The sequence below is a fragment of the Ornithinimicrobium humiphilum genome, assembly GCF_006716885.1.
Lineage (GTDB): Bacteria > Actinomycetota > Actinomycetes > Actinomycetales > Dermatophilaceae > Ornithinicoccus > Ornithinicoccus humiphilus.
Genome location: NZ_VFPU01000001.1, coordinates 23,869 through 46,659, shown reverse-complemented (window position 1 = coordinate 46,659; position 22,791 = coordinate 23,869). Strand labels below are relative to the sequence as shown.

The window sequence follows — 22,791 nt, the reverse complement described above, 5'->3', positions numbered from 1 at the left end:
AGCACCACGATGACGGACCAGGCCGGCCTCGAGCCGGCGGCTCCTCCGCCGCCGGCCGAGGCCGCCGACGTCTTCGGACCCCAGCTCGAGCTGGCGGCGCGCTATGCCGAGCTGCTCGCGACGACGGGGATCTCCCACGGGCTCGTGGGTCCACGCGAGGCGCCCCGGCTGTGGGAGCGCCACCTGGTCAACTGCGCGGTCATGGAGTCGCTCCTGCCCGAGGGCGAGACCATCATCGACATCGGGTCGGGAGCGGGGCTCCCCGGTCTGGTGCTCGCGATCGTGCGTCCCGACCTCACGCTGCACCTCGTCGAGCCGCTGCTGCGGCGGACGACGTGGCTGGAGAACGCGATCGCCACCTTGGGGCTGCCCAACGTCAGCGTGCACCGAGGACGTGCGGAGGAGACCGAGCTGACAGCGCCCGTCGTCACGGCCCGTGCGGTCGCCTCGCTCGACAAGCTGGTGCGGTGGTCCTTCCCGCTCCTGTCGCCCGGTGGGCGGCTGCTCGCGCTCAAGGGCGAGTCGGCATCGCGCGAGCTGGACGAGGCGGCCCCCCTGCTCGACGGGCTGGGCGTCGAGATCGCCCACCTGCACGTCGTCGGTGAAGGCAGGGTCAGCGATCCCGTGAGGGTCGTCGAGATCGTCCGGCCCGAGACGTTGCGGGAGCCCGCCCGGAGTCCGTCCCCGACGTCGCGGCGCGGGCGGAAGACGCGGTCGAAGAGCGCGCGTCGCTCACGCGGCTCGGTCTGACCACGAGTTCCCGGGGGGCCGACACGACCGGGGGCGGCTTGGGAACTGCCACCTCGATCGGCGATGATGGAGTCCTCATGACTACCACTCACCACGGCGCCCTCGGCTGGCCGGGAACGCGCCCCACCTCGTCCTTCGATGCCCCCTCCGGTGCGGCGCGCACGGGCCTGGGGTGGCCGGGCTCCGCCTCGCTGGACACGCTCGTCGGTGGTGACGTTTCCCGTGAAACATCGACGGAAGAGGGTCACGTGGCGGACATCGCCCACTCGGACGGCGCCGCGGAGGACGAGAACACCTCCGAAGGTGATCATCGACCAGCAGGCGGACAGCCTGCGGCGCCCGAGCGAGGTGCAGCCCTCCAGTCGTCGGGCGGTGCTGACGTTTCCCGTGAAACGGAGGTTTCCCGTGAAACGTCCACCGGGATCGCACAGCCAGATCCGACCGCGCGGACGCACGGCTGGACCGGCACGCGCATCCTCACGGTCGCCAACCAGAAGGGCGGCGTCGGCAAGACGACCTCGACGGTCAACATCGCGGCGGCGATGGCGGAAGCGGGCCTGCGCGTCCTGGTGGTCGACATGGACCCGCAGGGCAATGCGAGCACGGCCCTGAGCATCCCGCACCAGAGCGGCACGACCGGGATCTACGACGTCCTGATCGACGGCGTCCCGCTCGAGGAGGTCGTGCGCGAGAGTCCGCACGTCCCCGGTCTGCTCGGTGCCCCTGCCACCATCGACCTGGCCGGCGCGGAGATCGAGCTCGTCCCCCTGGTGGCGCGCGAGCACCGCCTCCGACGTGCGCTGGACGTCTACCTCTCCAGCCGCGCCGAGGGTGACGAGATCGACCTGGTGCTCATCGACTGCCCACCGAGCCTCGGGCTCCTCACGGTCAACGCCTTCGTCGCGGCACGCGAGGTGCTCATCCCGATCCAGTGCGAGTACTACGCGCTCGAGGGTCTGAGCCAGCTGCTCAAGAACGTCGAGCTCATCCAGCAGCACCTCAACGCCGAGCTCGAGGTCAGCACCATCCTGCTGACCATGTACGACGCACGCACGCGACTCTCCGCCGACGTGGCCGCCCAGGTGCGAGAGTACTTCGGCCCCCGTGTGCTGCGCGCCGCCATCCCGCGCTCGGTCCGCATCAGCGAGGCTCCGAGCCACGGCGAGACCGTCATCACCTACGACCCGACCAGCACGGGTGCCCTGTCCTACGTCGAAGCTGCTGCCGAGATGCGTCAGCTCCAGGAGGTTTCAGCATGAGTGACCGTCGCCGAGGACTGGGCAAGGGCCTGGGTGCCCTCATCCCGTCGGCACCCGCAGGCGACCGGCCCGCCGACGTCTTCTTCCCCCGCGCGGGGGTCGTCACCGGCACCACCGAGCGCGAGGTCGGGCCCGAGGACGGTTTCACGGGAAACATCGACCCCGACGGGGCGTCGGTGGTGTCCGATCCGCCCGTGGCCGCTGAGACCTCCCTCCCCGAGGGGCTGTCGCCGGTCCCCGGAGCCACCTTCGCCGAGGTGCCCGTCTCTGCCATCAGGCCCAACCCCAAGCAGCCTCGCCAGGTCTTCGACGAGGACGACCTCGCCGAGCTCGTGGCCTCCATCTCCGAGCTCGGGGTGCTGCAGCCGGTCGTCGTGCGGCCCGTGCCGGCCGACGAGGTCGAGGCGGGAGAGCCGCCCTACGAGCTCGTCATGGGCGAGCGCCGGCTGCGCGCCTCCAAGGTGGCCGGCAAGGAGACCGTCCCCGCGATCGTGCGCAGCACCGGCGACGAGCACATGCTGCGTGACGCCCTGCTGGAGAACCTGCACCGGGCCCAGCTCAACCCCCTCGAGGAGGCTGCGGCCTACCAGCAGCTGCTCGAGGACTTCGGCTGCACCCACGAAGAGCTCGCCGCGCGCATCGGCCGGTCGCGACCCCAGATCTCCAACACCATCCGGCTGCTCAAGCTGCCGCCGCTGGTCCAGCGACGTGTCGCCTCCGGCGTCCTGACCGCCGGGCACGCCCGCGCCCTCCTCGGCCTGCCCGACGGCGCCGCCATGGAGCGGCTGGCCCAGCGCATCGTCGCCGAGGGTCTCTCCGTGCGTTCCGTGGAGGAGATCGTCCTCCTCGGCGAGGACGGCCCCACCCCGGTGCAGCGCCGCCGTGGCCGGGCCGCTCCCTCCCCGGAGCTGGAGGAGGTCGCCCAGCAGCTCTCCGAGCGCCTCGACACGCGGGTCCAGGTGACCATGGGTCGGCGCAAGGGCAAGATCACCGTCGAGTTCGCAGGTCAGGACGATCTGCAGCGCATCCTGGGAGCCCTCGCCAGCGAGTGACACCGGCGTGGTTCTCCACAGAAACGAGACCGGCCGTCCACAGGGTTGTGGATAACCCGTGTGGACGGCCGGTCTCGGCGTCGGTGATGGTGCGTCAGCTGGTGAACTGCTCCAGCTCCTGGGCCAGCTTCTTCTTCGGGAGCGCCCCGACGAGGGTCTTGACGACCTCCCCGCCCTGGTAGACGTTCATCGTGGGGATGCCCGTGATGCCGTAGGCCTGCGTGATCTGGGGGTTCTCGTCGGTGTTGAGCTTGACGACCTTGAGCTTGTCGCCCCACTCCTCGGAGAGCTCCTCGAGGATGGGCGCGACCATCTTGCAGGGCCCGCACCAGGGGGCCCAGAAGTCGACGAGGACGGGGCCGTCGTGCTGCAGCACGTCCTCGGTGAAGGTGGCGTCGGTGGTCTGGGTGGTGGCCATGGGATGTCCTTCCAGGCGGTCGGGTGTTCGGTACAGAAGGATAGGCGGGAGGTCTGTCAGACGGTCTGGGGAAGCGCCGCCAGGTAGCGCTCGGCGTCGAGCGCGGCCATGCAGCCGCTGCCGGCGGCGGTGATCGCCTGCCGGTAGGTGTGGTCGACGAGGTCGCCGCAGGCGAAGACGCCCTCGAGGTTGGTGGCCGAGCCGCGTCCCCGGGTGAGGACGTAGCCCTCCTCGTCCAGCTCGACCTGGCCCTGCACGAGCTCGTTGCGCGGGTCGTGGCCGATGGCGATGAACAGCCCGGACGCCTCGAGCTCGCGCGTCTCGCCAGTTACGGTGTCCCGCAACGTGATCGAGGTGAGCTTGGGGTCGCCGTGGAGGGCGACGACCTCGGAGTTCCAGGCGAAGCTGATCTTGGGGTCGTTGAGTGCGCGCTCGGCCATGATGCGGCTGGCGCGCAGCTCGTCGCGGCGGTGCACCACGGTCACGGTGCGCCCGAACCGGCTCAGGAAGGTGGCCTCCTCCATCGCGGAGTCGCCCCCGCCGACGACCACGATGTCCTGGTCGCGGAAGAACGCGCCGTCGCAGGTGGCGCACCAGGAGACCCCGTGCCCCGAGAGGCGGTGCTCGTCCGGGATGCCGAGCTCGCGGTAGGCCGAGCCCATGGCCAGGATGACGGCGTGCGCCCGGTGGACGTCGCCGTTGCCGTCGGTCACGACCTTGACCGGGCCGGTGAGGTCGACCTCGACGACGTCGTCGCGCACCAGCTCGGCGCCGAAGCGCTCGGCCTGCTCGCGCATGTTCATCATGAGCTCGGGGCCCATGACGCCGTCCGGGAAGCCGGGGAAGTTCTCGACGTCCGTGGTGTTCATCAGTGCGCCGCCGGCGGTGACGGAGCCCTCGAAGACCAGGGGGGCGAGGTTCGCGCGCGCCGCGTAGACGGCGGCGGTGTAACCCGCGGGGCCGGAGCCGATGATGATGACCTCGCGCACGCCGTCGCCGGCGGGCTGGGGCGTGGGCGTCATGACGTCGGTCTGGCTGGTCATGGGGTCCTTCCTGGACACGATCGGTGGCGGGCACGGTGCCGGCCGGTGCAGCGGACGGCAGGGTGCTGTCCTGTCCAACCGATCCTAGGCGGCGCGTGTTCCCGGTCCTGCGTCAGGCGCGTCGGGTGGGACCCCCGGGACGCCTGGGGTAGTCGTACCGCGGGTTCGTGGACGATGCCCGGGCAGGGAGGCTCGGGACGGGTCCCCGAGCCGCGAGCGGCCTGCGTCAGGGAGCCGGCCAGGTCACGGAGTGCAGAGGCGCGGGTGCCTCTCCCGTGGTGCACGACCACGGGAGGACGACGACCTCGCCGGCGTCGGTCCCGGCCTGCTCGGTGCCCAGGAGGACGACGACCCGGTCGCCCTCGAGCTCCGCCTGCGCGGCCCGCGCGACGGGCCAGGTGCCGGAGAGCCCGGCGTCCTGCCAGCAGGTCCGGGCGGCGGCGACGGTCAGGCCGGCCGTGCCGCCCACGGCGCCGTCGGAGGACGTCTGCTCGTCCGTCACGGCGTCGACGAGGCGGTCGCGGAGGTCGGATGCCGACACGGCGCCCAGCGGGGGCAGGACCAGCACGGACTCGGTGAGGCTGGTGATCTCCCCGCCCTCCGCGTCGCTGTCCTCGGCGGACCCACCACCCATGGCCTCGAGGTCGTCCCCGGACTCCTCGTCGGCCCCGCCGGCGGAGTCGGAGCCTGCGTCGGACCCGTCCTCGGCGGCCGGGCGCGTGGGGACCTGCGCCGCGCTGTCGAACATCGGCCCGCCTGCGGGACCGACCCCGGCCAGCTCCCCGATGGTGACCGTCGCGACCAGCAGGCCTGCGGCGGCGACGCCGAGCATGGCGACGGTGCGGCCCGGACGGCGGCGCGAGCGCTCCGCCGCGAGGTCGATGACCGAGTCGGAGCGGGCGGCGAGACCGCCGGCGGCAGAGCGGGTCCGGTGCTCCTGCTCCACGGCCAGCCGGGCCTCGATCCGCTCCACCAGGTCGGCGGGCATCGGTCCGGGGTCGGGCAGGGCGGAGAGCAGGGCGCGGATGCCGGTGGGGTCGTCCTCGTGCGCCTCGGGCTCGCGCTCGGGGAGCGGACCCGGGGTGGTGCTGGGCGTCACGCGGAGACCTCCTTCGCAAGGGTGCGATCCGACCCGGGGACGAGGTCGGCGTGAGCCGGACCGCGGAGCGGCTCACGTGGGTACGACGAGCAGGAGGCCCCAGGGGTTCCCGAGCGCTCCACGTGGCCTGCACCACAGCCCGGCAGCACGCCGTGGATCATCCGCGGACCCCGTCGGTGCCGTCCTCGCCGAGGCCCAGCAGGCGCGCCATCGCCTCGCGGCCGCGGGAGCAGCGGGACTTGATCGTCCCCTCCGCCACGTCGAGCACCTGGGCGGCCTCGGCGACGCTGAGCCCGTGCATGTCGACGAGCGTCAGCGCGAGCCGCTGACCCTCGGGCAGCTGCTCCAGCGCCGCCCGCACGTCGAGACGCACGTCGACCGAGGTGTGCCGGTCACGGGGCTCCACCGGGTCGTGGTCGGCGATGTCGGAGGTCGGCTTCACCCGTCGGAGCCGGTCCAGGCAGGCGTTGACGGTGATGCGGTGCAGCCAGGTGGTCACCTGGGCGTCGCCGCGGAAGGACCCGGCCCGGCGGAAGGCGTTGAGGAAGGCGTCCTGGACCGCGTCGGAGGCCATCTCCGGGTCGCGGGTGGTGCGCAGCGCCAGGGCCCACATCCGGTCGCGGTGGCGGCGGAAGATCTCCCCGAAGGCCTCCGCGTCGCCCTCCTGGTGCAGCTGCAGCAGGGCATGGTCGTCGAGCTCGGCGAGCTCGCGCGACGGGCCCACGCTCACGCTCACCGGACGGTGATCTCGCGCACGCTGACGACCTCTCCCTCCGGGGAGGACCAGGCCCGGTCGAACCACACGATGAGGTAGCGCCCGGTCGCAGGCTCGCCCGGGGTGGCGGTGAAGGTGCCGCTGGCGGACTCGGAGGACCCGAGCTCGGTCGCCCCGTCCGTGGTGGCCGCGTCGGAGAGGTAGGCCGTGACGCCCATGTCGCCCTCGCCGAGCTGAACCTCGACCGAGCTCACCTGCGCCCCGTCGCCGAGGTCGAGCACGAGGCCCGTGCCGGTCTTCAGGCCGCCCCAGTCGGCGGAGAAGTAGGTGTGGGAGCGCCACTCCGTGGCCGGGTCGCCGTCGACGGCGAGCGGGCTCAGGTCGGAGTTCTCGTCGCCGTCGCCCTGCGGGTCGAAGGAGCTGATGCCCAGGATCGACACCGCTCCGCCCGAGGCCACCGGGGGTGCCGGCTGCGCGGGCTCGGTGGTCTCGGCCGGTGCGGACGGCGCGGGTCCGGCCGTCGTGGGGGCCGGGTCCGAGGTCGCGGTCGCGGTGGCCACCCCGCCGTCGGGCTGGGCGACCTCGGGGTCGTCGCCGCCGCCCAGGCCGCGCAGCGCGCTCCAGCCGAGGACCACGGCCAGGCCGAGCAGGCCGAGCAGGACCAGCATGACGACGGCGGTCTGGGCGCCGGTGCCACGCTCCTCGCGCAGCGTCGGCGGCTCGCCCTCGGTGCTCCGCTCCGGAGCGGGACGGGAGGCCCCGGAGGTGCGGGGGGAGATCCGGTCGCCGGTGCTGCGGACGCCGAGCAGCTCGGCGGTCGAGGGGCGACCGCCGCGGCCGGCGGGCTCCTGCGGACCGGTGAGGTCTCGGCCGCGCCCGAAGAAGCCCTCCCCGGTCTCGTCACCGCCGCGGGGCGGCGCGGGCACGCGGGCGGTGGCGTCGGGGTCGGCGTGCTCGGTGTCGGAAGGATGCGCGGCGGCCGCGGCGGCGCTCGCGCCCGAGGCCGAGGACAGCACGCCGTCCGTGGGGTTGCTCGCGCCCCGGCCCGGTGCGCTCAGCGAGCCCGGGCGCCGCCCGACGACCATCTCCGAGGACCAGGGCGAGAGCTGGCGGGCCAGCTCGCCGGGGGTCTGGGGCAGCGCGCCGCCCTCGGGGCCCAGCACGGCCCGGCACAGCGCGTCGAGGTCGCCGGGGACGCCGCCCACGACCTCGGACGGGGCCAGGTAGGAGCCGTCGGCGGTGCGACGGGCGGGGCGCAGGCCGGGGAGGTCCTCGCCGGGCCAGCGGCCGGTGAGGCCGGTGTAGAGCAGCGAGACGAGGTCCGCGGTGTCGATGAGCGAGGCCTCGGCCGCCGTGACGTCGTCGGCGCCCTCGAGCGCCGCCGCGACGCCCACGCCGGAGATCTTCACGGTGCCGTCGCTGGTGCGCAGCACCGAGTGGGGGTTGAGGTAGAGGTGGTGCAGGCCGCGGCGGCGGGCGGACTCCAGGCCGGCGGCGCTCTCGCCGACGATCCGGCGGGCCTCCTCCGGTGCCAGCGGCTCCTGCGAGACGAGCGAGGCGAGCGACTCGGCCTCGCTCAGGCCCTCCTCGATGATCCAGCAGAGGCCGTCCTCGCTGCCGACGTCGAGCACGCGCACCAGGCGCGGGTCGTCGACAGAGGCCACCCGGCGGGCACCGTCGAGCACCGCCGACGCCGTCGCCTCGAAGCCGCCGGTGGCGGGCAGCACGGTGACCGCGACGAGGCGGCCGAGCGTCACGTCCCGGGCGGACCAGTACTCGAGGGTCCCGCCCTCGCGGCGGGCCAGCAGCTCGTCGAGCGCGTAGCGTTCACCCAGCAGGGTGCCCACCTCGAGCCGATCCATGTCGCCGTCCTTCCTGGTCGCCCCAGGCGGGGCGGTGTCCCACCTTAGTGTGTCCGCTGTCGCGTCCGACCCCTCGCGCGACGCGCGTGCGCCGGAGGACCCGTCCGCGGAGGCCCCCGTCTCCCCCCTCGAGGGTAGGGGGTCGGGCTGCGGCGAGGGCGCAGCGCCGCCGCGACCCTCCCAGGGGATGTCGGACCAGACGGCCAGCGGCAGGGCGCCGCTGTCGTCCGGGTGCCCCGGCGTGGGGCCGGTGGGCAGGTCGGAGACCCCGCGGTAGCCCGGGTCCGGGCCGTCCCCCTCGGAGGCACCGGTGGTGTCCTCGGTCGAGGACTCCTCGCCGGCGGTGCCGGAGGACCTGGCTCCGGCACCGGGGAGGAAGCGCGCCCCACCGGGTATGCGGCGCAGCAGCGGCCCTGCCGCCTCGGCGAGCTCGGCCACACCCAGGCGGTGGGCCACGACGGCGTAGACCGCGAGGTAGACCAGCCCGCAGGACGCGAGCGCGAGGACGGTGCGCAGCCACTGGCCCCCGTCGACCGAGAAGGTGCGGAGGTAGTCGCCCGGCACGAGGAGGTGCATGAGCGCCCAGGTGGGGATCGCGGCGACGACCGCGGCGCCGGCGGCGCGCAGGAAGGTGGTGGCCACGGCGCGCAGCTGCAGCTGCGCGGCCGGCAGCCGCCGTCGCACGGCCCGCAGGCCCAGCACCGCCGCCGTCGTCTGCCCCAGCGCCTGCCCGAGCGCCACCATCATGGCGGCGCGGGTGGGCGAGGTGAACGCCAGCAGCAGGAAGACGATCAGCACGGCGGTGATGGCCAGCTGGAAGCGGAACGGCGTCCGGGCGTCCTCGAAGGAGTAGAACACCCGCGCGCAGAGCAGGTAGACGCCGTAGGAGACCAGGCCGAGCGACAGCGTCAGCAGGATCGGGGCCATGGCCCGGGGGTCGGAGTTGCGCGGGAAGATCACGCGGATGATGTAGGGCGCGAAGACGATCATGGCGACCGCCAGCGGCACCATGGCGGTCCCGAGCAGCCGCAGCCCGCGCGAGGTGTGCTCGGCCATCTCGCCGAGGGCGTCGCGGGCCGCCGCCTTGGACAGCACCGGGTAGATCGCGGTGAGCAGCGAGAGCGCCACCATCGAGTGAGGGAGGATGTAGACGAGGAAGGCGTTGTCGTAGGCCGCCTTGGCGGGCGCGGTGGGGGCCGCGACGGTGACCCACGCCAGCACGTTGTAGACCGCGAGCATGCCCAGCTGGCTGACACCGACGTCCGAGAGCGACCAGCCCGCCATCCGCGAGGCCGAGCCCAGCCCCACGCCGCGGAAGCCCCACCGGAACGCCCACCGGAAGCCGGTGCTGCGCACCACCGGGACCAGCACGACCGCCTGGAGCACGATCCCGAGGGTCGCCGTCCCGGCCAGCAGCCAGATCATCCCCGGGGTCCACGCGTCGAGGGGGATGCCACCGTCGTCGGGGGCCAGGCGCGCCTCGGGATAGCGGCGCATGAAGACGACGATGCCGGCGATCGCGACGACGTTGGCGAGGGCGGGGCTCCACATGAAGGCCGCGAACCGGTGGTGCGCGGAGAGCACCTGGCCGAGCAGGGCGTGGAGGCCGTAGAAGAGGATCTGCGGGATGCACAGGTAGGCGAAGAGGATCGCCAGGCTCAGCTCCGGTCCGCCCCAGGCCCACTTGAGGTTGTAGACCTTGGTGATGAGCGGGGCCGCGGCGACGAAGACCACGGTGCCCACGACGAGGACGGTCAGGGCGAGGGTGAGGAGACGGTCGGTGTAGTCGCGTCCCTCGTCGCCGCGCAGCAGCGCGCGGGTGATCTGCGGCAGCAGCACGACGTTGAGCACGCCGGCCGCCATCAGCACGTAGATGGTGTTGGGCAGGCTGTTGGCGGCCTGCCAGACGTTGGCGGCGGGAGTGGTCACGCCGATCGCCGCGACGAGCAGGGTGACCCGCAGCAGCCCGAGCAGCCGGGAGACGAAGGTGCCCCCGGCCATCACCAGGCTCGACCGTGCCAGCGAGGCCGACGAGGCGGGCGACGAGGGGGGCGGGGACGTGCTCACCGGTTCTCCTCCGGGGTGGGGGTGCTGCTCGGGTCCGGACCACCGGACGCGGCCACGACGGCGGACCGGGGCGCGGTGCGCCGGGCGCGGACCAGCCCGAGGACGAGGACCAGCCCGGCGAGGCTGCCCAGGACCCAGTAGATCCACACACCCGTGGGCTGCACCCGCACGCTCACCCTGGCGTCGTCCCCGAGGGTCGTGCCGTTGGGGGTCGTCAGGCGCGCGTTGACGGTCGTCACGCCGCGGGTGACGGCCTGGGCGGTGAAGGAGACCGTCGCCCGGCTGCGGGGACCGATGGTGACCGGATCGGGCTGCTGGATCACGCGCAGGATGTTGTGGTCGGGGACCAGCTCGACCCGGACGCCCTCGACGGCGACCGGCAGGTCGTTGACCACGGTCACCTGCACGATGCCCTGCTCGGACAGGAAGTTGACGGTGCTCGGGTTGACGTGGACGGCGCGCTGGGCCTGCACGGCCGGCCGCCGGGCGCCCTGCCAGGCCTGCCCCCACGCGTCCTGCGACCCGCGCCAGCGGGCGGACCACAGGTGGGCCAGGAGGGTCTCCCACGAGCGCACGGCCGAGCCGTCCTCGAGGATCTCCGTCAGGCCGGCCAGCGAGCTGCCCAGCCGGGCGAGCCGCCGCTGGGAGGCGGCGTCGAGGGGGCTGGCGCCGGGCTCGACGCGGCCGGTGATGGTGGAGCCGAGCACGCTCGGCTCCGGGGCCACCCCGGTCAGGGCCACGGGCGGGGTCGCCTGGGCGGCGGTGAGGAGGTCCCCGGCCGCGACGGTGCGGATCCAGGGCGCCTCGCCGAGGCCCTCGGAGAGCGCCGTGAGCACGTCGGAGGGCACGTCCGTGGCGCGCGGGGGGACGTAGAGCATGGAGCGGACCGCGTCCGGGTCCTGCTGGTATGCCGTGAGGCTGTCCGCGAGGAGGCGCTGGGTCACCGCTCCCGCACCCGACCGCGCCGAGTCCTCGCGGGCCCCGGCGAGCAGCGAGGAGGCCCGGGTGTCCACGCCCAGGGCGACGATCCCGTCCACGCCCTGCAGGGGGCGCGCGGCCGTGCCGACCACGGCGTTGGACCCGCCGGTGAGCGACTCGCGGGGCACGACGATCCCGGCCAGGCCCTCCGGCGTGGCCGTCCGGGTCGCCCAGTAGCGGTCCAGCCCGATCACCTGGTCGGCCCCCGGGGCCGCGAGGACGGGCCAGGCGACGTCGCTGCGTCCGCGGCGCAGCAGGCGCTCCACCGTGACCGGGGTGTCGGCCATCGGCAGGTCGAGCACGCCGCGGGCCGTGGCCGGGGACTGCCCGTCCTCGAGCAGCGCGGCCACGTCGGGATCCCCGACGGGCGTCCACCACAGCTGGTCCTCGTCGGCGCGGGCGAGCAGACCCCGCAGGGCCACGAGGCCGCTCGTCACGTCCGCGGCGGTCACCGGCTCCTCGGGGTCGTCGGGCCGGGAGCCGAGGTCCTGCCCCTCCTCCAGACCTCCGGGGGAGGCGGTGCTGGTGGCCTCGTCCGGGGCCGCGGTCGCCGTCGCCCCGGCCTCGTCGACGTCCGGTGAGCCGTCCTCCTCGGACCCGTCCTCGCCGCCGGGCGTCCCGTCGGCGTCGTCGGAGGCGGCGTTCCGGTCCGGCCCCGGGTCGCCCCCGTCCTCCTCCTCGCCGGGGGCGGAGGTGACGGCGGGGTCGTCGGAGTCCTCCCGGCCGGTGGGGGACGGCTCGGACGTGGTGCCGGGGGCGTCGGTCCCGTCACCCCCGGTCCCAGGGGCCTCCTCGGGATCCTCCTCGGCGAGGTCGTCGGCGGGGTCGACGGGCACGAGCACCGAGGGGTCCACCAGCCAGGTGACCGACGGCAGGGTGAGGTCCTCCAGCCAGGTGCGCAGGGGCGACCCGGGACCGGTGGCCGCGGCCCAGGCCCGGTGGCGGTCGGTGTCGTCGCGGCTCGTCAGGTCGGGGTCGGCCGGCAGCGTCAGCGGCACGACCCAGGCGGTGTCGAGCGGGGTGGCGACCCGGTCGGTCCGGGCCGCCGTCACGACGGTGCGCAGGCTCACCGGCTCGGGGACGGGCCCGGTCGAGCCGGGCTCGGCCTCGCCGGTCGCGACGATCTCCAGCGCCAGCACGGCCAGGTCGCCGGGCAGGGCGTCCAGACCGGTCTCGGGGACGGTCACGGAGAACGGCACGCTCGCGCCGGGCACGACCACCGGACCGACGTCGTCCTGACCCAGGAACCAGCCGGCGTCGCGCTCGTCGCGGCCCTCCAGCCAGTGCGTGACGTCGGCGCGGTTCACCAGGGGCGACCACGCCGCCCGCACCGTGACGAGGCCCAACCGGTGGCGCTGGTCGCCGTCGTTGACGATGCGGCCGCGGAGCGTCAGCGGCTCGCCCACCCGGGCGACGGCGGGGACGACCTGGTCGAGCACGACGCGCACCCCGGGGGCGTCCTGCTCCTCGTCGTCCTGCTCCTCGGCGACGGACGCCGGTGCCGGCGTCGCCACGGCCGGTGCCGGCAGCCCGGGGAGGACCGAGAGGAGGAGGCCGGCGAGCGCGACGGTCGCTGCCGCGGCGCGGGGACGAACCGCCCACGCGGAGCGGCGGGCTGACCGGTGCACGAGGTGTCAGGCGCTCCGGGTCAGGCGCATCCACGCCTCACGCGCGATGCGACGCTCGTTGGGGAAGGTGAGCTTGCGGTGCACCTCGTCGAGGGGGACCCAGATGGCGTCGATGGCCTCCTGGTCGGGGTCGTTCTCGACGGTGAGGTCACCGCCCGTCGCCTCGAGCAGGTAGTGGTGGACCATCTTGTGGATGCGGTGCGAGGGGGTCGTGAACCAGTACTCGATCGTGCCGAGGGTGATGAGGACCCGGCCCTCGATGCCGGTCTCCTCCGCGACCTCCCGCTCGGCGGTCTGCACGAGGGTCTCGCCCGGCTCGACGTGACCCTTGGGCAGGCACCACTCGATCTTGCCGGAGCGGTTGCGGCGGGCGATGATCGCGATCCGGGCCCGACCGTCCTGGACGTCGATCACGACGCCTCCCGCGGAGGTCTCGCTCACCGACGGCAGCCGTCGCGTGGACGGCTGGGGTCGGGAGGCGGTGGTCATCCCAACACTGTAACGAGTCCAGCCTGGAGTGCCCAGGGATCAGCGACCCCCCAGGCGCGTCCCCTACCCTTGGTGCGATATGTCCACCTCCACCACGGCTGACGGCGAGCTCCTCGTCCGGGCCCTCCGTCACCTCCGTCCGACGCTGCCCCTCCTCTCCGACATCGGGAGGCTGTTCGCCGACGCCGGGCACGAGATCGCCCTGGTGGGCGGGCCGGTCCGCGACGCCTTCCTGGGGCGCACCTCGCCGGACCTCGACTTCACCACCTCCGCACGCCCGGAGGAGATCGAGCAGGTCCTCGCCGGGTGGGCGGACACGACCTGGGACGTGGGTCGCGCCTTCGGCACCATCGGGGCCCGCCGGGGTGAGGTGACGGTGGAGATCACGACCTACCGCGCGGACGCCTACGACCCCGACTCCCGCAAGCCGGTCGTGGCCTTCGGCGACAACCTCGCCGACGACCTCGTGCGCCGTGACTTCACGGTCAACGCCATGGCGCTGCAGCTGCCGGAGCTGACCTTCGTCGACCCCCACGACGGCCTGCGCGACCTCGCCGAGCGGATGCTGCGCACACCGCACACCCCGGAGGTCTCCTTCAGCGACGACCCGCTGCGCATGATGCGGGCGGCGCGCTTCGCCTCGCAGATCGGCCTGCGGCCCGCCCCCGAGGTGCTCGCGGCGATGACGGACATGGCCTCGCGCATCTCGATCGTCTCCGCTGAGCGGGTGCGCGACGAGCTGGTCAAGCTGCTGCTGGGGCCCGACCCGCGGGCCGGCCTCGAGGTCCTCGTCGACACCGGCCTGGCCGACCACGTGCTGCCCGAGCTGCCGGCCCTCCGTCTCGAGGTCGACGAGCACCACCGCCACAAGGACGTCTACGAGCACACCCTCACCGTGCTCGAGCAGGCCATCGCGCTCGAGGACGGGCCGCTCGACCCCGACGAGGAGATCGACGAGGACGCCGCGGCCGACCGCGTGCCGGGTCCCGACCTGGTGCTGCGTCTGGCGGCCCTGCTGCACGACATCGGCAAGCCCGCCACCCGGCGCTTCGAGCCCGGTGGCGGCGTGAGCTTCCACCACCACGAGATCGTGGGCGCCAAGCTCACCCGCGCGCGCCTGCGGGCACTGCGCTTCGACAAGGAGACCGTCCGCGACGTCTCCCGGCTCGTCGAGCTGCACCTGCGCTTCCACGGCTACGGCAGCGGGGAGTGGACCGACTCCGCCGTCCGCCGCTACGTCACGGACGCCGGCCCGCTCCTGGGCCGCCTGCACAAGCTCACCCGTTCCGACAGCACCACGCGCAACCGGCGCAAGGCCGCGCGGCTCGCCGCCAGCTACGACCACCTGGAGGAGCGCATCGCGCGGCTCCGTCAGGAGGAGGAGCTGCGGGCGGTGCGCCCGGAGCTGGACGGCCATCAGATCGGGGAGATCCTGGGGATCTCCCCGGGTCCCGTCCTCGGACGGGCCTACAAGCACCTCCTGGCCGTGCGCCTCGACCAGGGACCGCTCGGGGAGGAGGGGGCCCGCCGCGAGCTCGAGCGCTGGTGGGCGACCCAGCCGGAGTCGGGGCATGGGTAGGCATCGCTCCGCGGGCGCCACCGCCTACACCCCGTCCGACCCCTCCCGCCGTTCCCGCATCCCGTCCGAGTCCCCGCGACGTGCGGCCAAGGCCGCCCTCCGCGAGGAGGCCCGTCGCGAGCGGCGCACGGCCCGCTCCCGGCGCCGCAGAAGTCGCGGCCGCCGGGCCGCCACCCTCTCGCCCGGCCAGCGGCTGCTGGCCCTGCCCTGGACCACCTTCGTGCTGCTGCTCCTCGTCGTCGTCGGCGTGGTGGGCCTGGTGCGCCCCGCGACCTACGAGGCGCGCAGCACCGTGACGGCCGCGACGGCCCCGGCGGCCGCGCAGGCCGCGGTGGCCCTCACGCGCACCGACGTCGTCGGCAACGTCGAGGACGAGGTCGAGCTCGAGCCGCACCTGCGGGGCGACGTGGCCCTGACCGTCGAGCGCCCCGCCGACACCCAGGTCGTCGTCATCGCCTCGGCGCCCGACCCCCGCCTGGCGGCGCTCGCCGCCGACACCGCGGCAGCGCTCGTGGTGGAGGGCGACGGCGACCTCACGCTCTCCGACGCCGCCGTCGTCCCGACCCGGCCCACCGGCATCGGCACCTGGTGGCCCTGGGCCGCCGCCGGCGGCACCGCGCTGCTGCTGGCCCTGGCCGTCGAACGGCGGCGCGACCTGGGGTCCCCCGGACTGCTCCCGGCGGAGGCGGCATGAGCGAGGTCCCCACCACCCCCGCCGGCCACGTGCCGGAGACCCGCGCGTCCCGCTCCGGCGAGGTGCCGCTGACCCGCGCCCGCCTCAAGGCGATGCAGGCGGCCCGGCACGCCCTCAAGGTCCCGCCCGTCCCGCGCGACTTCCGCTCCGACATCGAGGGCATGCGCGCCATCGCCGTCGTCGGCGTCATGCTCTGGCACGCGGGCGTGCCGCTCCTGCCGGGCGGGTTCGTCGGGGTCGACGTCTTCTTCGTGGTCAGCGGCTTCCTCATGACCGCCCTGCTGCTCGAGGAGGCCCGCGCCCGGGGCCGGATCGACCTGGGCCGCTTCTACGCCCGGCGTGCCCGACGGCTGCTGCCGGCCGCGCTCACGGCGCTGCTCGGCACGGCGCTGCTCACGGTCGCGCTGATCCCACGCACCCGGTGGGGCGAGATCGGCGGCGACCTGCTGGCCTCCGCCGGCTACGTCGTCAACTGGCGCCTGTCGCAGCGGTCCGTCGACTACCTCGACCTCGACCGCGCACCCTCGCCGGTCCAGCACTACTGGTCGCTCTCGGTCGAGGAGCAGTTCTACGTGCTCTGGCCGATCCTGCTCCTGCTCGTGCTGCTCCTGGCCCGAGGTCGGGCCAAGGTCTTCGTCGGCTGGTCCTGGGGCATCACCCTGGCCATCCTCGTCGCCTCCCTGGGCCTGTCGTGGTGGTGGACCGGGCACAACGCCGCCCAGGCCTACTTCGTCACCCCCACCCGGGTGCACGAGCTCATGCTCGGCGCCGTCGTCGCCCTCGGTGCGCGCAGCTGGCCGCGGCTGCCCCGGGCGCTCGCGGCCGCCCTGGGCTGGGTCGGTCTGGCCATGATCGTCACGGCGCTCTTCGTCATCGACTCCGCCACACCCTTCCCGGGCACGGCCGCCCTGCTGCCGACCGTCGGCACCGCGCTGGTCATCGTCTCCGGCTTCGCCGCGGGCGGTCTCGGCCCGGACCTGGTCCTGCGGGCGGGCGTGCTGCAGTGGACGGGCCGCATCAGCTACAGCCTCTACCTGTGGCACTGGCCCTTCGTCGCCGCCGCGGCCTCGCTGGCGCACGTCGGCTCGGGCGGACCGCAGCACCTGCCCGTGCACTGGGGGCTGCTGGCCGTCCTGGTCTCGGTGGTCCCCGCATGGCTGTCGTTCCGCTACGTCGAAGAACCGGTCCGCGTCCGCGGGCGCCAGCTCGCGAGCCGGCTGCCGCAGGGCGTCGTCACGCAGCGCACGCTGCGGCTCGGGCTCAACTGCACCCTCGCGGGCGTCCTCGCGGGCATCCTCCTGATGACCGTCGCGCCCGGCACCGGCACCAGCGGCCCGGTCGCCTGGCGCACCCCGGCCGTCGTGGAGGAGCTGCGGGCCCCCGTCGGGGCCGGCACCCTGGCCGCCGGCGGTGCCGGCTCCGACGAGGGGGCCGGGCTGGGCAGCGGGGCCGGGACCGGCACCGCCTCGGGCCACGTCGGGGTCGACAGCGGCTCCTCCCTCGGCTCCGGCGGCCAGCGCCTGCCGCAGCCGCAGATCCCGGACCGGCTCGGCACGCTCGCCATACCCCTGGAGCAGGTGCGTGACGACCTGCCGGTGCTCCAGCCCGAGGGCTGCTTCGTCGGCATCACCGGCTCCCAGGTCGGGGTGTGCGAGGCAGGGGACCCCGACGGCACCGTGACCGTCGCCCTGTCCGGCGACAGCCACGCGGCCATGTGGGTCACGGCGCTCGACAAGATCGGCCGGGACCGGGGCTGGCGGGTCCTGGTCCTCGCCAAGTCGTCCTGCCCGCCGGCGCCCGGGATGGACCTGCCGCGCGAGGGGCAGCCCGACGGCTACGCCCAGTGCCGCGCCTACCAGGAGGACCTCGGTCCCCGGCTCGTGGAGCTCGACCCCGACGTGGTGCTGCTCTCCTCCGCTTCCTACGGCCGGGTGGAGCCCGCCGACCTCGCCTCGGCGATGGCGGAGCGGGTCGACGAGCTGCGGCGTGCGGGCATCGTGCCCGCGATCATCCGCGACGTCCCCCGCCCGCCCTTCGACGTGCCCGAGTGCCTGGTCAGCAACTCCGACCACGTCGCCGAGTGCGCCTTCCCGCGCGCCGACGCGCTCGAGCGCGCCGGCACCGGTCAGGACGAGCTCGTCGCGCTGCGGCCCACGCTGCCGGTCGTCGACCTCAACGACGCCGTGTGCCCGGCCGCCACCTGCTCACCGGTCGTCGGCGGCGTCGTCGTCTGGCGCGACAGCAACCACCTGTCCGCCACCTACGTCGACTCCCTGCGGGACCTCGTCGAGGAGCGCGTCGCGCCCGTCGTGCGGACCGCCCGGCTGCCCGAGCCGGCCCGCTCGCCCCTCCTGGAGGGCGAGCGCCTCGGCCGCTCCTGAGGTCGTGGCGAGGTCGTCCGGCTCCTCGGCGACGAGCCAGAGGATCCAGGCCCACGCGGCCGCCCGCAGCACGACGACGATCGCGTAGGCCTGCGGCGGCAGCCCCCGACCGGGGTCGCTGGCGAAGGCGATGTGCAGCCAGGTCGCGACGAAGTGCACGGTCTCGACGAGCGCCCACAGCAGGTGCTCCCACCAGGGGCGGGACGACAGCGCCAGGAGGACCAGCACCCACAGGCCCGACTGGACCGACAGGGACGGGGCGCTGAGCGCCACGACGGCCGTCATCGCCGCCGCGACCTGGGCCTCGCCCGGCCGGCGACCCGGTCGCCGCACCAGCCAGGCGCCGAGCCCGACCGCCGCGACCCAGCCCGCGACGGCGACGGCCGTCGAGGTGGCCCGCAGCAGGGGCAGGCCCGCCAGGGTGGGCACCATCTGCAGCGCGCCGTAGGAGGGCACCATGCCCCCGCGCCACCAGTGGGTCGCCGCCGTGAGCGACTGCGGCTCGACGAGCAGGAGCGGCACGACGACCGCCAGCGCCCCCAGGAGCGTGCCGACGCAGAGCTGCCCGGCGCGCAGGGCCGTCGCGCGCGGGTCGGCCTCCCCGAGCGCCGCCCGGCGGCGGGCGACGAGGAGCATGGCCAGGAGCACCAAGAGGGGGAAGGGACGGACCAGCGCCGCGAGGCCGAGCAGGACCCCCGCCGGCCAGCTGCGCTCCCGCCGCCAGGCCCACACGGCCAGGAGCGTGAGCGTGACGCCGAGCAGGTCCGTCGAGACGAGGCCGAGCGTGACGACGACGGGGCTGAGCGCCAGGTGCGCGGCCTGCCAGGGCCGCGCGGGCCGCAGGGCGACCACCGCCAGCACGCCGGCGCCCATCAGGAGGACGCAGCACAGGGCCCAGAGCACGAAGACCCACTGCTGGGCCGCGAGGCCCGGCCCCGCGTCGGGCGAGAGCCGGGCGAGCACCCACATCGCCAGCCCGGAGAGCGGTGGCTGGGTCGACGGTGCGCCCCCGGTCCACGGCAGCTGCCGGTCGGCCAGCGCGGAGCTGACGTGCACGACGGGGAGGTCGGAGTAGCAGGCGCGCCAGAACTGGTCGGGGGTGCTCCACCCCTTCATCAGGCAGTGGCCCTTCTGCCAGACGCCGAGCGCCAGGGCGAGGGCACCCAGCAGGATCCCCGCCGCGGCCACGCCGGCGAGCCCGCGTCCCCCGACCACGGCGGCCCGGCCGAGCGGACCGCCGAGGAAGCCGGTGGCCGCCCGGGCGACCGGGTCGGACCACGAGGGGACGTCCCACGGGGCGTCGCGTCGGGTCCGTTCCCTCGGGTCGCTCATGGGAGCCCAGGGTAGGCGGCGTCCACCGTCAGCCGGTGGGCGCCGGCGGTGCGCCACCGCCCTGCCCGGGCTGGCCCTCGTCGGCCGGAGGTCCGGTCTCGCCGGGGTCGGTCTCCGTCGGCTCCGTCGGCTCCGTCGGCTCCGGCGTGGTCGGCTCGGGCGTCGTGGGCTCCGGCTCGGTGGTCTCGGTCTCCGTGGGCTCCTCGGTCTCGGTCTCGGTGGGCTCCTCGGTCTCGATCGGCTCCTGGGTGACCACCTCGGTCTCGACCGGTGCCTCGCTCGTCGCCACGATCTCGCCGACGCCGACACGCTCGGGGAAGGGCACGACCTCCTCGCCCTCCATCGCCCGGCGCATGAACTCGCCCCACACCTCGGCGGGGAAGGTGCCACCGCTGACCTGGTCGAGGCCGGCGACGTCCTGCATCGGCACGGTGCCGTCGCCCTTATACATGACCACCCCCGCCGCCAGCTGCGGGACGAAGCCGTCGAACCACGCGGAGACGTTCTGCTCGCTCGTGCCGGACTTGCCGGCCGAGGGGCGGCCGATGTCACCGGCCCCGGTGCCCGAGCCCTGGGTCATGACGTAGGTCATCGCGTCGGTGACGTCCACGGCCACGTCACGGTCGACCCCGCGGGTGGTCTCGGGCTGCGCCTCGTAGGTGGTCTCGCCGGAGACCGTGCGCACCTCCGCCACGAGGTAGGGCTCGGCCCGCTCGCCCTCGGCCGCCAACGTGGCGTAGGCGTTGGTCATCTCGACGAGCGTCGGGGAGGCGGTGCCCAGCACGTTGGTGAGGTCCGCGCCCAGGCCAGGGGTGTCCTCGGGCAGACCCAGGTCGATCGCGGCCTGCACGGTCTTCTCCGGGCCGATCATCTCGTTGAGGGTGACGTAGATCGTGTTGACCGACTCCGCCAGCGCGACCCGCAGGTCCAGGGTGCCGAAGGAGAGGTCCCGGAAGTTGCGCACGTCGATCTGGTCGCCCTGCCACTGGTAGGTCATCGGCGAGGGGCCGGGGAGCATCGTCAGGGTGTCGATGCCGTCGGCCACGGCGGCCGTGAGCGTGATCGGCTTGAAGAGCGAGCCCGCCTGCACGCGCGCGGCGGTGGCGGCGTTGAGCTGGGTCTGCTGGTAGTCGTCGCCGCCGTACATGGCGGTGATGGCGCCGTCGCCGGGCCGCACGGCGGTGAGTGCGGTGGTGATGTCGTCCGCACCCTCGCCCGTGGGCCGGTAGGCCTCGACGGCGGCCTTGGCGGCGTCCTGGTGCTTCTTGACGATCGTCGTCGTCACGCGCAGGCCGCCGGTGTCGATCGTCGCGTCGTCCAGCCCCAGGAGCTCGCGCAGGTCCGCGCGGACCTCCTGGGCGACGTACCCCTCCACGCCCTGGACCGCGCTCGACGGGGCCGCCTCGGCGACCTCGGGGAACGACAGGCCGTCGCGGACGCCCTGCTCGAGCCAGCCGGACTGGACCATGCCGTCGAGCACGTAGGACCAGCGCTGCTCGGCCCGCTCCTGGTTGCCCTCGGCGTAGTGCGGGTCGAAGAGCGACGGGGCGTTCATCACCGCGGCGAGGAAGGCGCCCTCGCCCTCGCTGAGCTCGGAGACGTCCTTGCGGAAGTAGGCCTCGCTCGCGGTCTGGATGCCGTAGGCGCCGCGGCCGAAGTAGATCGTGTTGAGGTAGTTCTCGAGGATCTGGTCCTTGGTGAGCTCGTTGTCGATCTTCACCGAGATGAGGATCTCCCGGAACTTCCGCGACAGCGTCTGGTCGGCGGTCAGGTAGTAGTTCTTGACGTACTGCTGGGTGATCGTCGAGCCGCTCTGCACGCCCTCGCCGCGCAGCGTGCGCCATACCCCGCGGGCGGTGCCGGTGATCGAGACGCCCTCGTTCTCGTAGAAGGAGCGGTCCTCGGCGGCGAGCACCGCGCGCTGGACGTGCAGGGGCACCTGGTCGAGCGTGACCGACTCGCGGTCGATGCCGCCGGTGAAGCGGGCGAGCTCGGTCTCGCCGTCGGCGTAGTAGAGGATCGAGCTCTGCGCCTCCGCGAAGTCGTTGGGCGCGGGGATCTCGGTGCGCGAGTAGGCGACCGCGAAGGCGGCGACCACCGCGATCACGCCCACCAGCGCCAGGCCCGCCAGCCACAGCAGGACCTTGCGCCACCGGCCCTGCTGCCTGCGGCGACGCGCGGATCGACGGGTCGTGCTGGACGGCTTCGATCGGCTCACCGGGCCATTGTGCCTGCTGGGTGCTGGAAGATCCGTGGGAAACAGGGGGTACCGTGGATGGTTGTGCAAGAGGCGGGCGGCCCGAGGTGGGCCGCCCGAGCCGTGACTCAAGGAGATGGCAGATGGCTTCCGTACGCGTCGCGATCGTTGGTGTGGGCAACTGCGCAACGTCGCTCGTCCAGGGTGTTGAGTACTACAGGGACGCCGATCGCGAGCAGACCGTGCCGGGGCTGATGCACGTGCAGTTCGGGGACTACCACGTCAGCGACGTGGAGTTCGTCGCCGCCTTCGACGTCGACGCCAAGAAGGTCGGGCTCGACCTGGCCGACGCCCTGCACGCCAGCGAGAACAACACGATCAAGATCGCCGACGTGCCGCCGACGGGCGTGACCGTCCAGCGCGGCCACACCCTCGACGGCCTGGGCAAGTACTACTCGCTGACCATCGAGGAGTCCGACGCCGAGCCGGTGGACGTCGTGCAGGTCCTCAAGGACACGCAGGCCGACGTGCTGGTCTCCTACCTGCCGGTCGGCAGCGAGCAGGCCGACAAGTTCTACGCCCAGTGCGCCATCGACGCCGGCGTGGCCTTCGTCAACGCGCTGCCCGTCTTCATCGCCTCCGACCCCGAGTGGGCCGAGAAGTTCCGCGCCGCGGGCGTGCCGATCGTCGGCGACGACATCAAGAGCCAGGTGGGCGCCACCATCACCCACCGCGTCATGGCCAAGCTCTTCGAGGACCGCGGCGTCGTGCTGGACCGCACCTACCAGCTCAACGTCGGCGGCAACATGGACTTCAAGAACATGCTCGAGCGCGAGCGCCTGGAGTCCAAGAAGATCTCCAAGACGCAGGCCGTCACCTCCAACGTCACCAAGCAGTTCGCCGACCGCGACGTGCACATCGGCCCGTCCGACTACGTGCAGTGGCTCGACGACCGCAAGTGGGCCTACGTCCGCCTCGAGGGCCGCGCCTTCGGCGACGTGCCGCTCAGCCTGGAGTACAAGCTCGAGGTCTGGGACTCCCCGAACTCCGCGGGCATCATCATCGACGCGATCCGCGCGGCGAAGATCGCCAAGGACCGCGGCCTGGGCGGCCCGGTCATCGGCGCCTCCGCCTACCTCATGAAGTCCCCGCCGGTGCAGATGCCCGACGACCAGGGCCGCGCCGAGGTCGAGGCCTTCATCCGCGGCGAGTGAGCCCGGGCCGGTCGGCCCGCGCCGACCGGCCCTC

At 74.0% G+C, this 22,791-nt stretch carries 15 protein-coding genes and 1 pseudogene; 7 read left to right on the top strand and 9 right to left on the bottom strand.

Annotated elements, in window-relative coordinates; genetic code table 11:
- The first annotated feature begins 9 nt into the window (after nt 1–9).
- The 3 genes from rsmG to FB476_RS00150 all read left to right on the top strand — a co-directional run bounded on the left by rsmG (nt 10) and on the right by FB476_RS00150 (nt 3,061).
- Entirely contained in the window at nt 10–750 is a 741-nt protein-coding gene (rsmG, locus tag FB476_RS00160; RefSeq protein WP_141816985.1) for a 16S rRNA (guanine(527)-N(7))-methyltransferase RsmG, read from the top strand.
- Between the two features lie 77 nt (nt 751–827).
- Nucleotides 828–2,009 (top strand): ParA family protein, encoded by a 1,182-nt coding sequence (locus FB476_RS00155; RefSeq protein WP_272949382.1) that lies wholly within the window; start codon nt 828–830, stop codon nt 2,007–2,009.
- Nucleotides 2,006–3,061 (top strand): ParB/RepB/Spo0J family partition protein, encoded by a 1,056-nt coding sequence (locus FB476_RS00150; RefSeq protein ID WP_141816984.1) that lies wholly within the window; start codon nt 2,006–2,008, stop codon nt 3,059–3,061. Before FB476_RS00155 ends, FB476_RS00150 begins: the two co-directional genes overlap by 4 nt.
- A 94-nt stretch (nt 3,062–3,155) precedes the next feature.
- Here the strand turns inward: FB476_RS00150 and trxA are convergent, their stop codons facing one another.
- From trxA to FB476_RS00115, 7 genes are all read right to left on the bottom strand, one after another.
- Entirely contained in the window at nt 3,156–3,479 is a 324-nt protein-coding gene (trxA, locus tag FB476_RS00145; protein WP_141816983.1) for a thioredoxin, read from the bottom strand.
- 56 nt (nt 3,480–3,535) lie between these two features.
- The gene (gene trxB / locus FB476_RS00140; RefSeq protein WP_170233467.1) at nt 3,536–4,522 is read right to left on the bottom strand and encodes a thioredoxin-disulfide reductase; all 987 of its coding nucleotides are present in this window, start codon (nt 4,520–4,522) and stop codon (nt 3,536–3,538) included.
- 226 nt (nt 4,523–4,748) lie between these two features.
- A complete protein-coding gene (locus tag FB476_RS00135; RefSeq protein WP_141816981.1) occupies nt 4,749–5,621 on the bottom strand; it encodes a hypothetical protein in 873 nt (290 codons plus the stop codon).
- 157 nt (nt 5,622–5,778) lie between these two features.
- Complete coding sequence (gene sigM, locus FB476_RS00130; protein ID WP_141819649.1) at nt 5,779–6,351, bottom strand: RNA polymerase sigma factor SigM; 573 nt, start codon at nt 6,349–6,351, stop codon at nt 5,779–5,781.
- Nucleotides 6,352–6,353: 2 nt separating this feature from the next.
- Nucleotides 6,354–10,265 (bottom strand): murein biosynthesis integral membrane protein MurJ, encoded by a 3,912-nt coding sequence (gene murJ / locus FB476_RS17055; RefSeq protein WP_141816980.1) that lies wholly within the window; start codon nt 10,263–10,265, stop codon nt 6,354–6,356.
- Nucleotides 10,262–12,871, bottom strand: coding sequence for a DUF6049 family protein (locus FB476_RS00120; protein ID WP_141816979.1), 2,610 nt, complete (start codon nt 12,869–12,871; stop codon nt 10,262–10,264). The genes murJ and FB476_RS00120 overlap by 4 nt, the downstream gene beginning before the upstream one ends.
- Before the next feature lie 6 nt (nt 12,872–12,877).
- Entirely contained in the window at nt 12,878–13,360 is a 483-nt protein-coding gene (locus FB476_RS00115) for an NUDIX hydrolase (RefSeq protein ID WP_141816978.1), read from the bottom strand.
- A 79-nt stretch (nt 13,361–13,439) separates the two neighbouring features.
- On the opposite strand from FB476_RS00115, the gene FB476_RS00110 reads away from it, so the two are divergent.
- From FB476_RS00110 to FB476_RS00100, 3 genes are read left to right on the top strand one after another with little or no spacing between them, the layout of a single operon-like run.
- Nucleotides 13,440–14,939 (top strand): CCA tRNA nucleotidyltransferase, encoded by a 1,500-nt coding sequence (locus FB476_RS00110; RefSeq protein ID WP_141816977.1) that lies wholly within the window; start codon nt 13,440–13,442, stop codon nt 14,937–14,939.
- Entirely contained in the window at nt 14,932–15,633 is a 702-nt protein-coding gene (locus FB476_RS00105) for a hypothetical protein (protein ID WP_141816975.1), read from the top strand. The genes FB476_RS00110 and FB476_RS00105 overlap by 8 nt, the downstream gene beginning before the upstream one ends.
- Nucleotides 15,630–18,014 carry an acyltransferase family protein gene (locus tag FB476_RS00100; protein WP_141816974.1) on the top strand — a complete coding sequence of 795 codons (2,385 nt, stop codon included), beginning with the start codon at nt 15,630–15,632 and terminating at the stop codon, nt 18,012–18,014. Before FB476_RS00105 ends, FB476_RS00100 begins: the two co-directional genes overlap by 4 nt.
- Nucleotides 18,015–18,296: 282 nt before the next feature.
- On the opposite strand, the pseudogene FB476_RS16725 reads toward FB476_RS00100, so the two are convergent.
- Nucleotides 18,297–19,130, bottom strand: a pseudogene (locus FB476_RS16725) (glycosyltransferase 87 family protein); the annotation flags it as partial.
- A gap of 244 nt (nt 19,131–19,374) precedes the next feature.
- Entirely contained in the window at nt 19,375–21,564 is a 2,190-nt protein-coding gene (locus tag FB476_RS00090) for a transglycosylase domain-containing protein (protein ID WP_170233466.1), read from the bottom strand.
- Between the two features lie 122 nt (nt 21,565–21,686).
- Between FB476_RS00090 and FB476_RS00085 the strand changes: the two genes are divergently transcribed.
- A complete protein-coding gene (locus tag FB476_RS00085) occupies nt 21,687–22,757 on the top strand; it encodes an inositol-3-phosphate synthase (RefSeq protein ID WP_141816971.1) in 1,071 nt (356 codons plus the stop codon).
- The last annotated feature ends 34 nt before the right edge of the window (nt 22,758–22,791 follow it).

What these genes read in the sequence shown, in the direction of transcription:
- FB476_RS00085 (WP_141816971.1), top strand. Translation starts at nt 21,687, where the DNA reads ATGGCTTCCGTACGCGTCGCGATCGTTGGTGTGGGCAACTGCGCAACG.
- rsmG (WP_141816985.1), top strand. Translation starts at nt 10, where the DNA reads ATGACGGACCAGGCCGGCCTCGAGCCGGCGGCTCCTCCGCCGCCGGCC.
- FB476_RS00105 (WP_141816975.1), top strand. Translation starts at nt 14,932, where the DNA reads ATGGGTAGGCATCGCTCCGCGGGCGCCACCGCCTACACCCCGTCCGAC.
- FB476_RS00110 (WP_141816977.1), top strand. Translation starts at nt 13,440, where the DNA reads ATGTCCACCTCCACCACGGCTGACGGCGAGCTCCTCGTCCGGGCCCTC.
- trxA (WP_141816983.1), bottom strand. Translation starts at nt 3,479, where the DNA reads ATGGCCACCACCCAGACCACCGACGCCACCTTCACCGAGGACGTGCTG.
- FB476_RS00115 (WP_141816978.1), bottom strand. Translation starts at nt 13,360, where the DNA reads ATGACCACCGCCTCCCGACCCCAGCCGTCCACGCGACGGCTGCCGTCG.
- FB476_RS00100 (WP_141816974.1), top strand. Translation starts at nt 15,630, where the DNA reads ATGAGCGAGGTCCCCACCACCCCCGCCGGCCACGTGCCGGAGACCCGC.
- FB476_RS00150 (WP_141816984.1), top strand. Translation starts at nt 2,006, where the DNA reads ATGAGTGACCGTCGCCGAGGACTGGGCAAGGGCCTGGGTGCCCTCATC.
- FB476_RS00155 (WP_272949382.1), top strand. Translation starts at nt 828, where the DNA reads ATGACTACCACTCACCACGGCGCCCTCGGCTGGCCGGGAACGCGCCCC.
- trxB (WP_170233467.1), bottom strand. Translation starts at nt 4,522, where the DNA reads ATGACCAGCCAGACCGACGTCATGACGCCCACGCCCCAGCCCGCCGGC.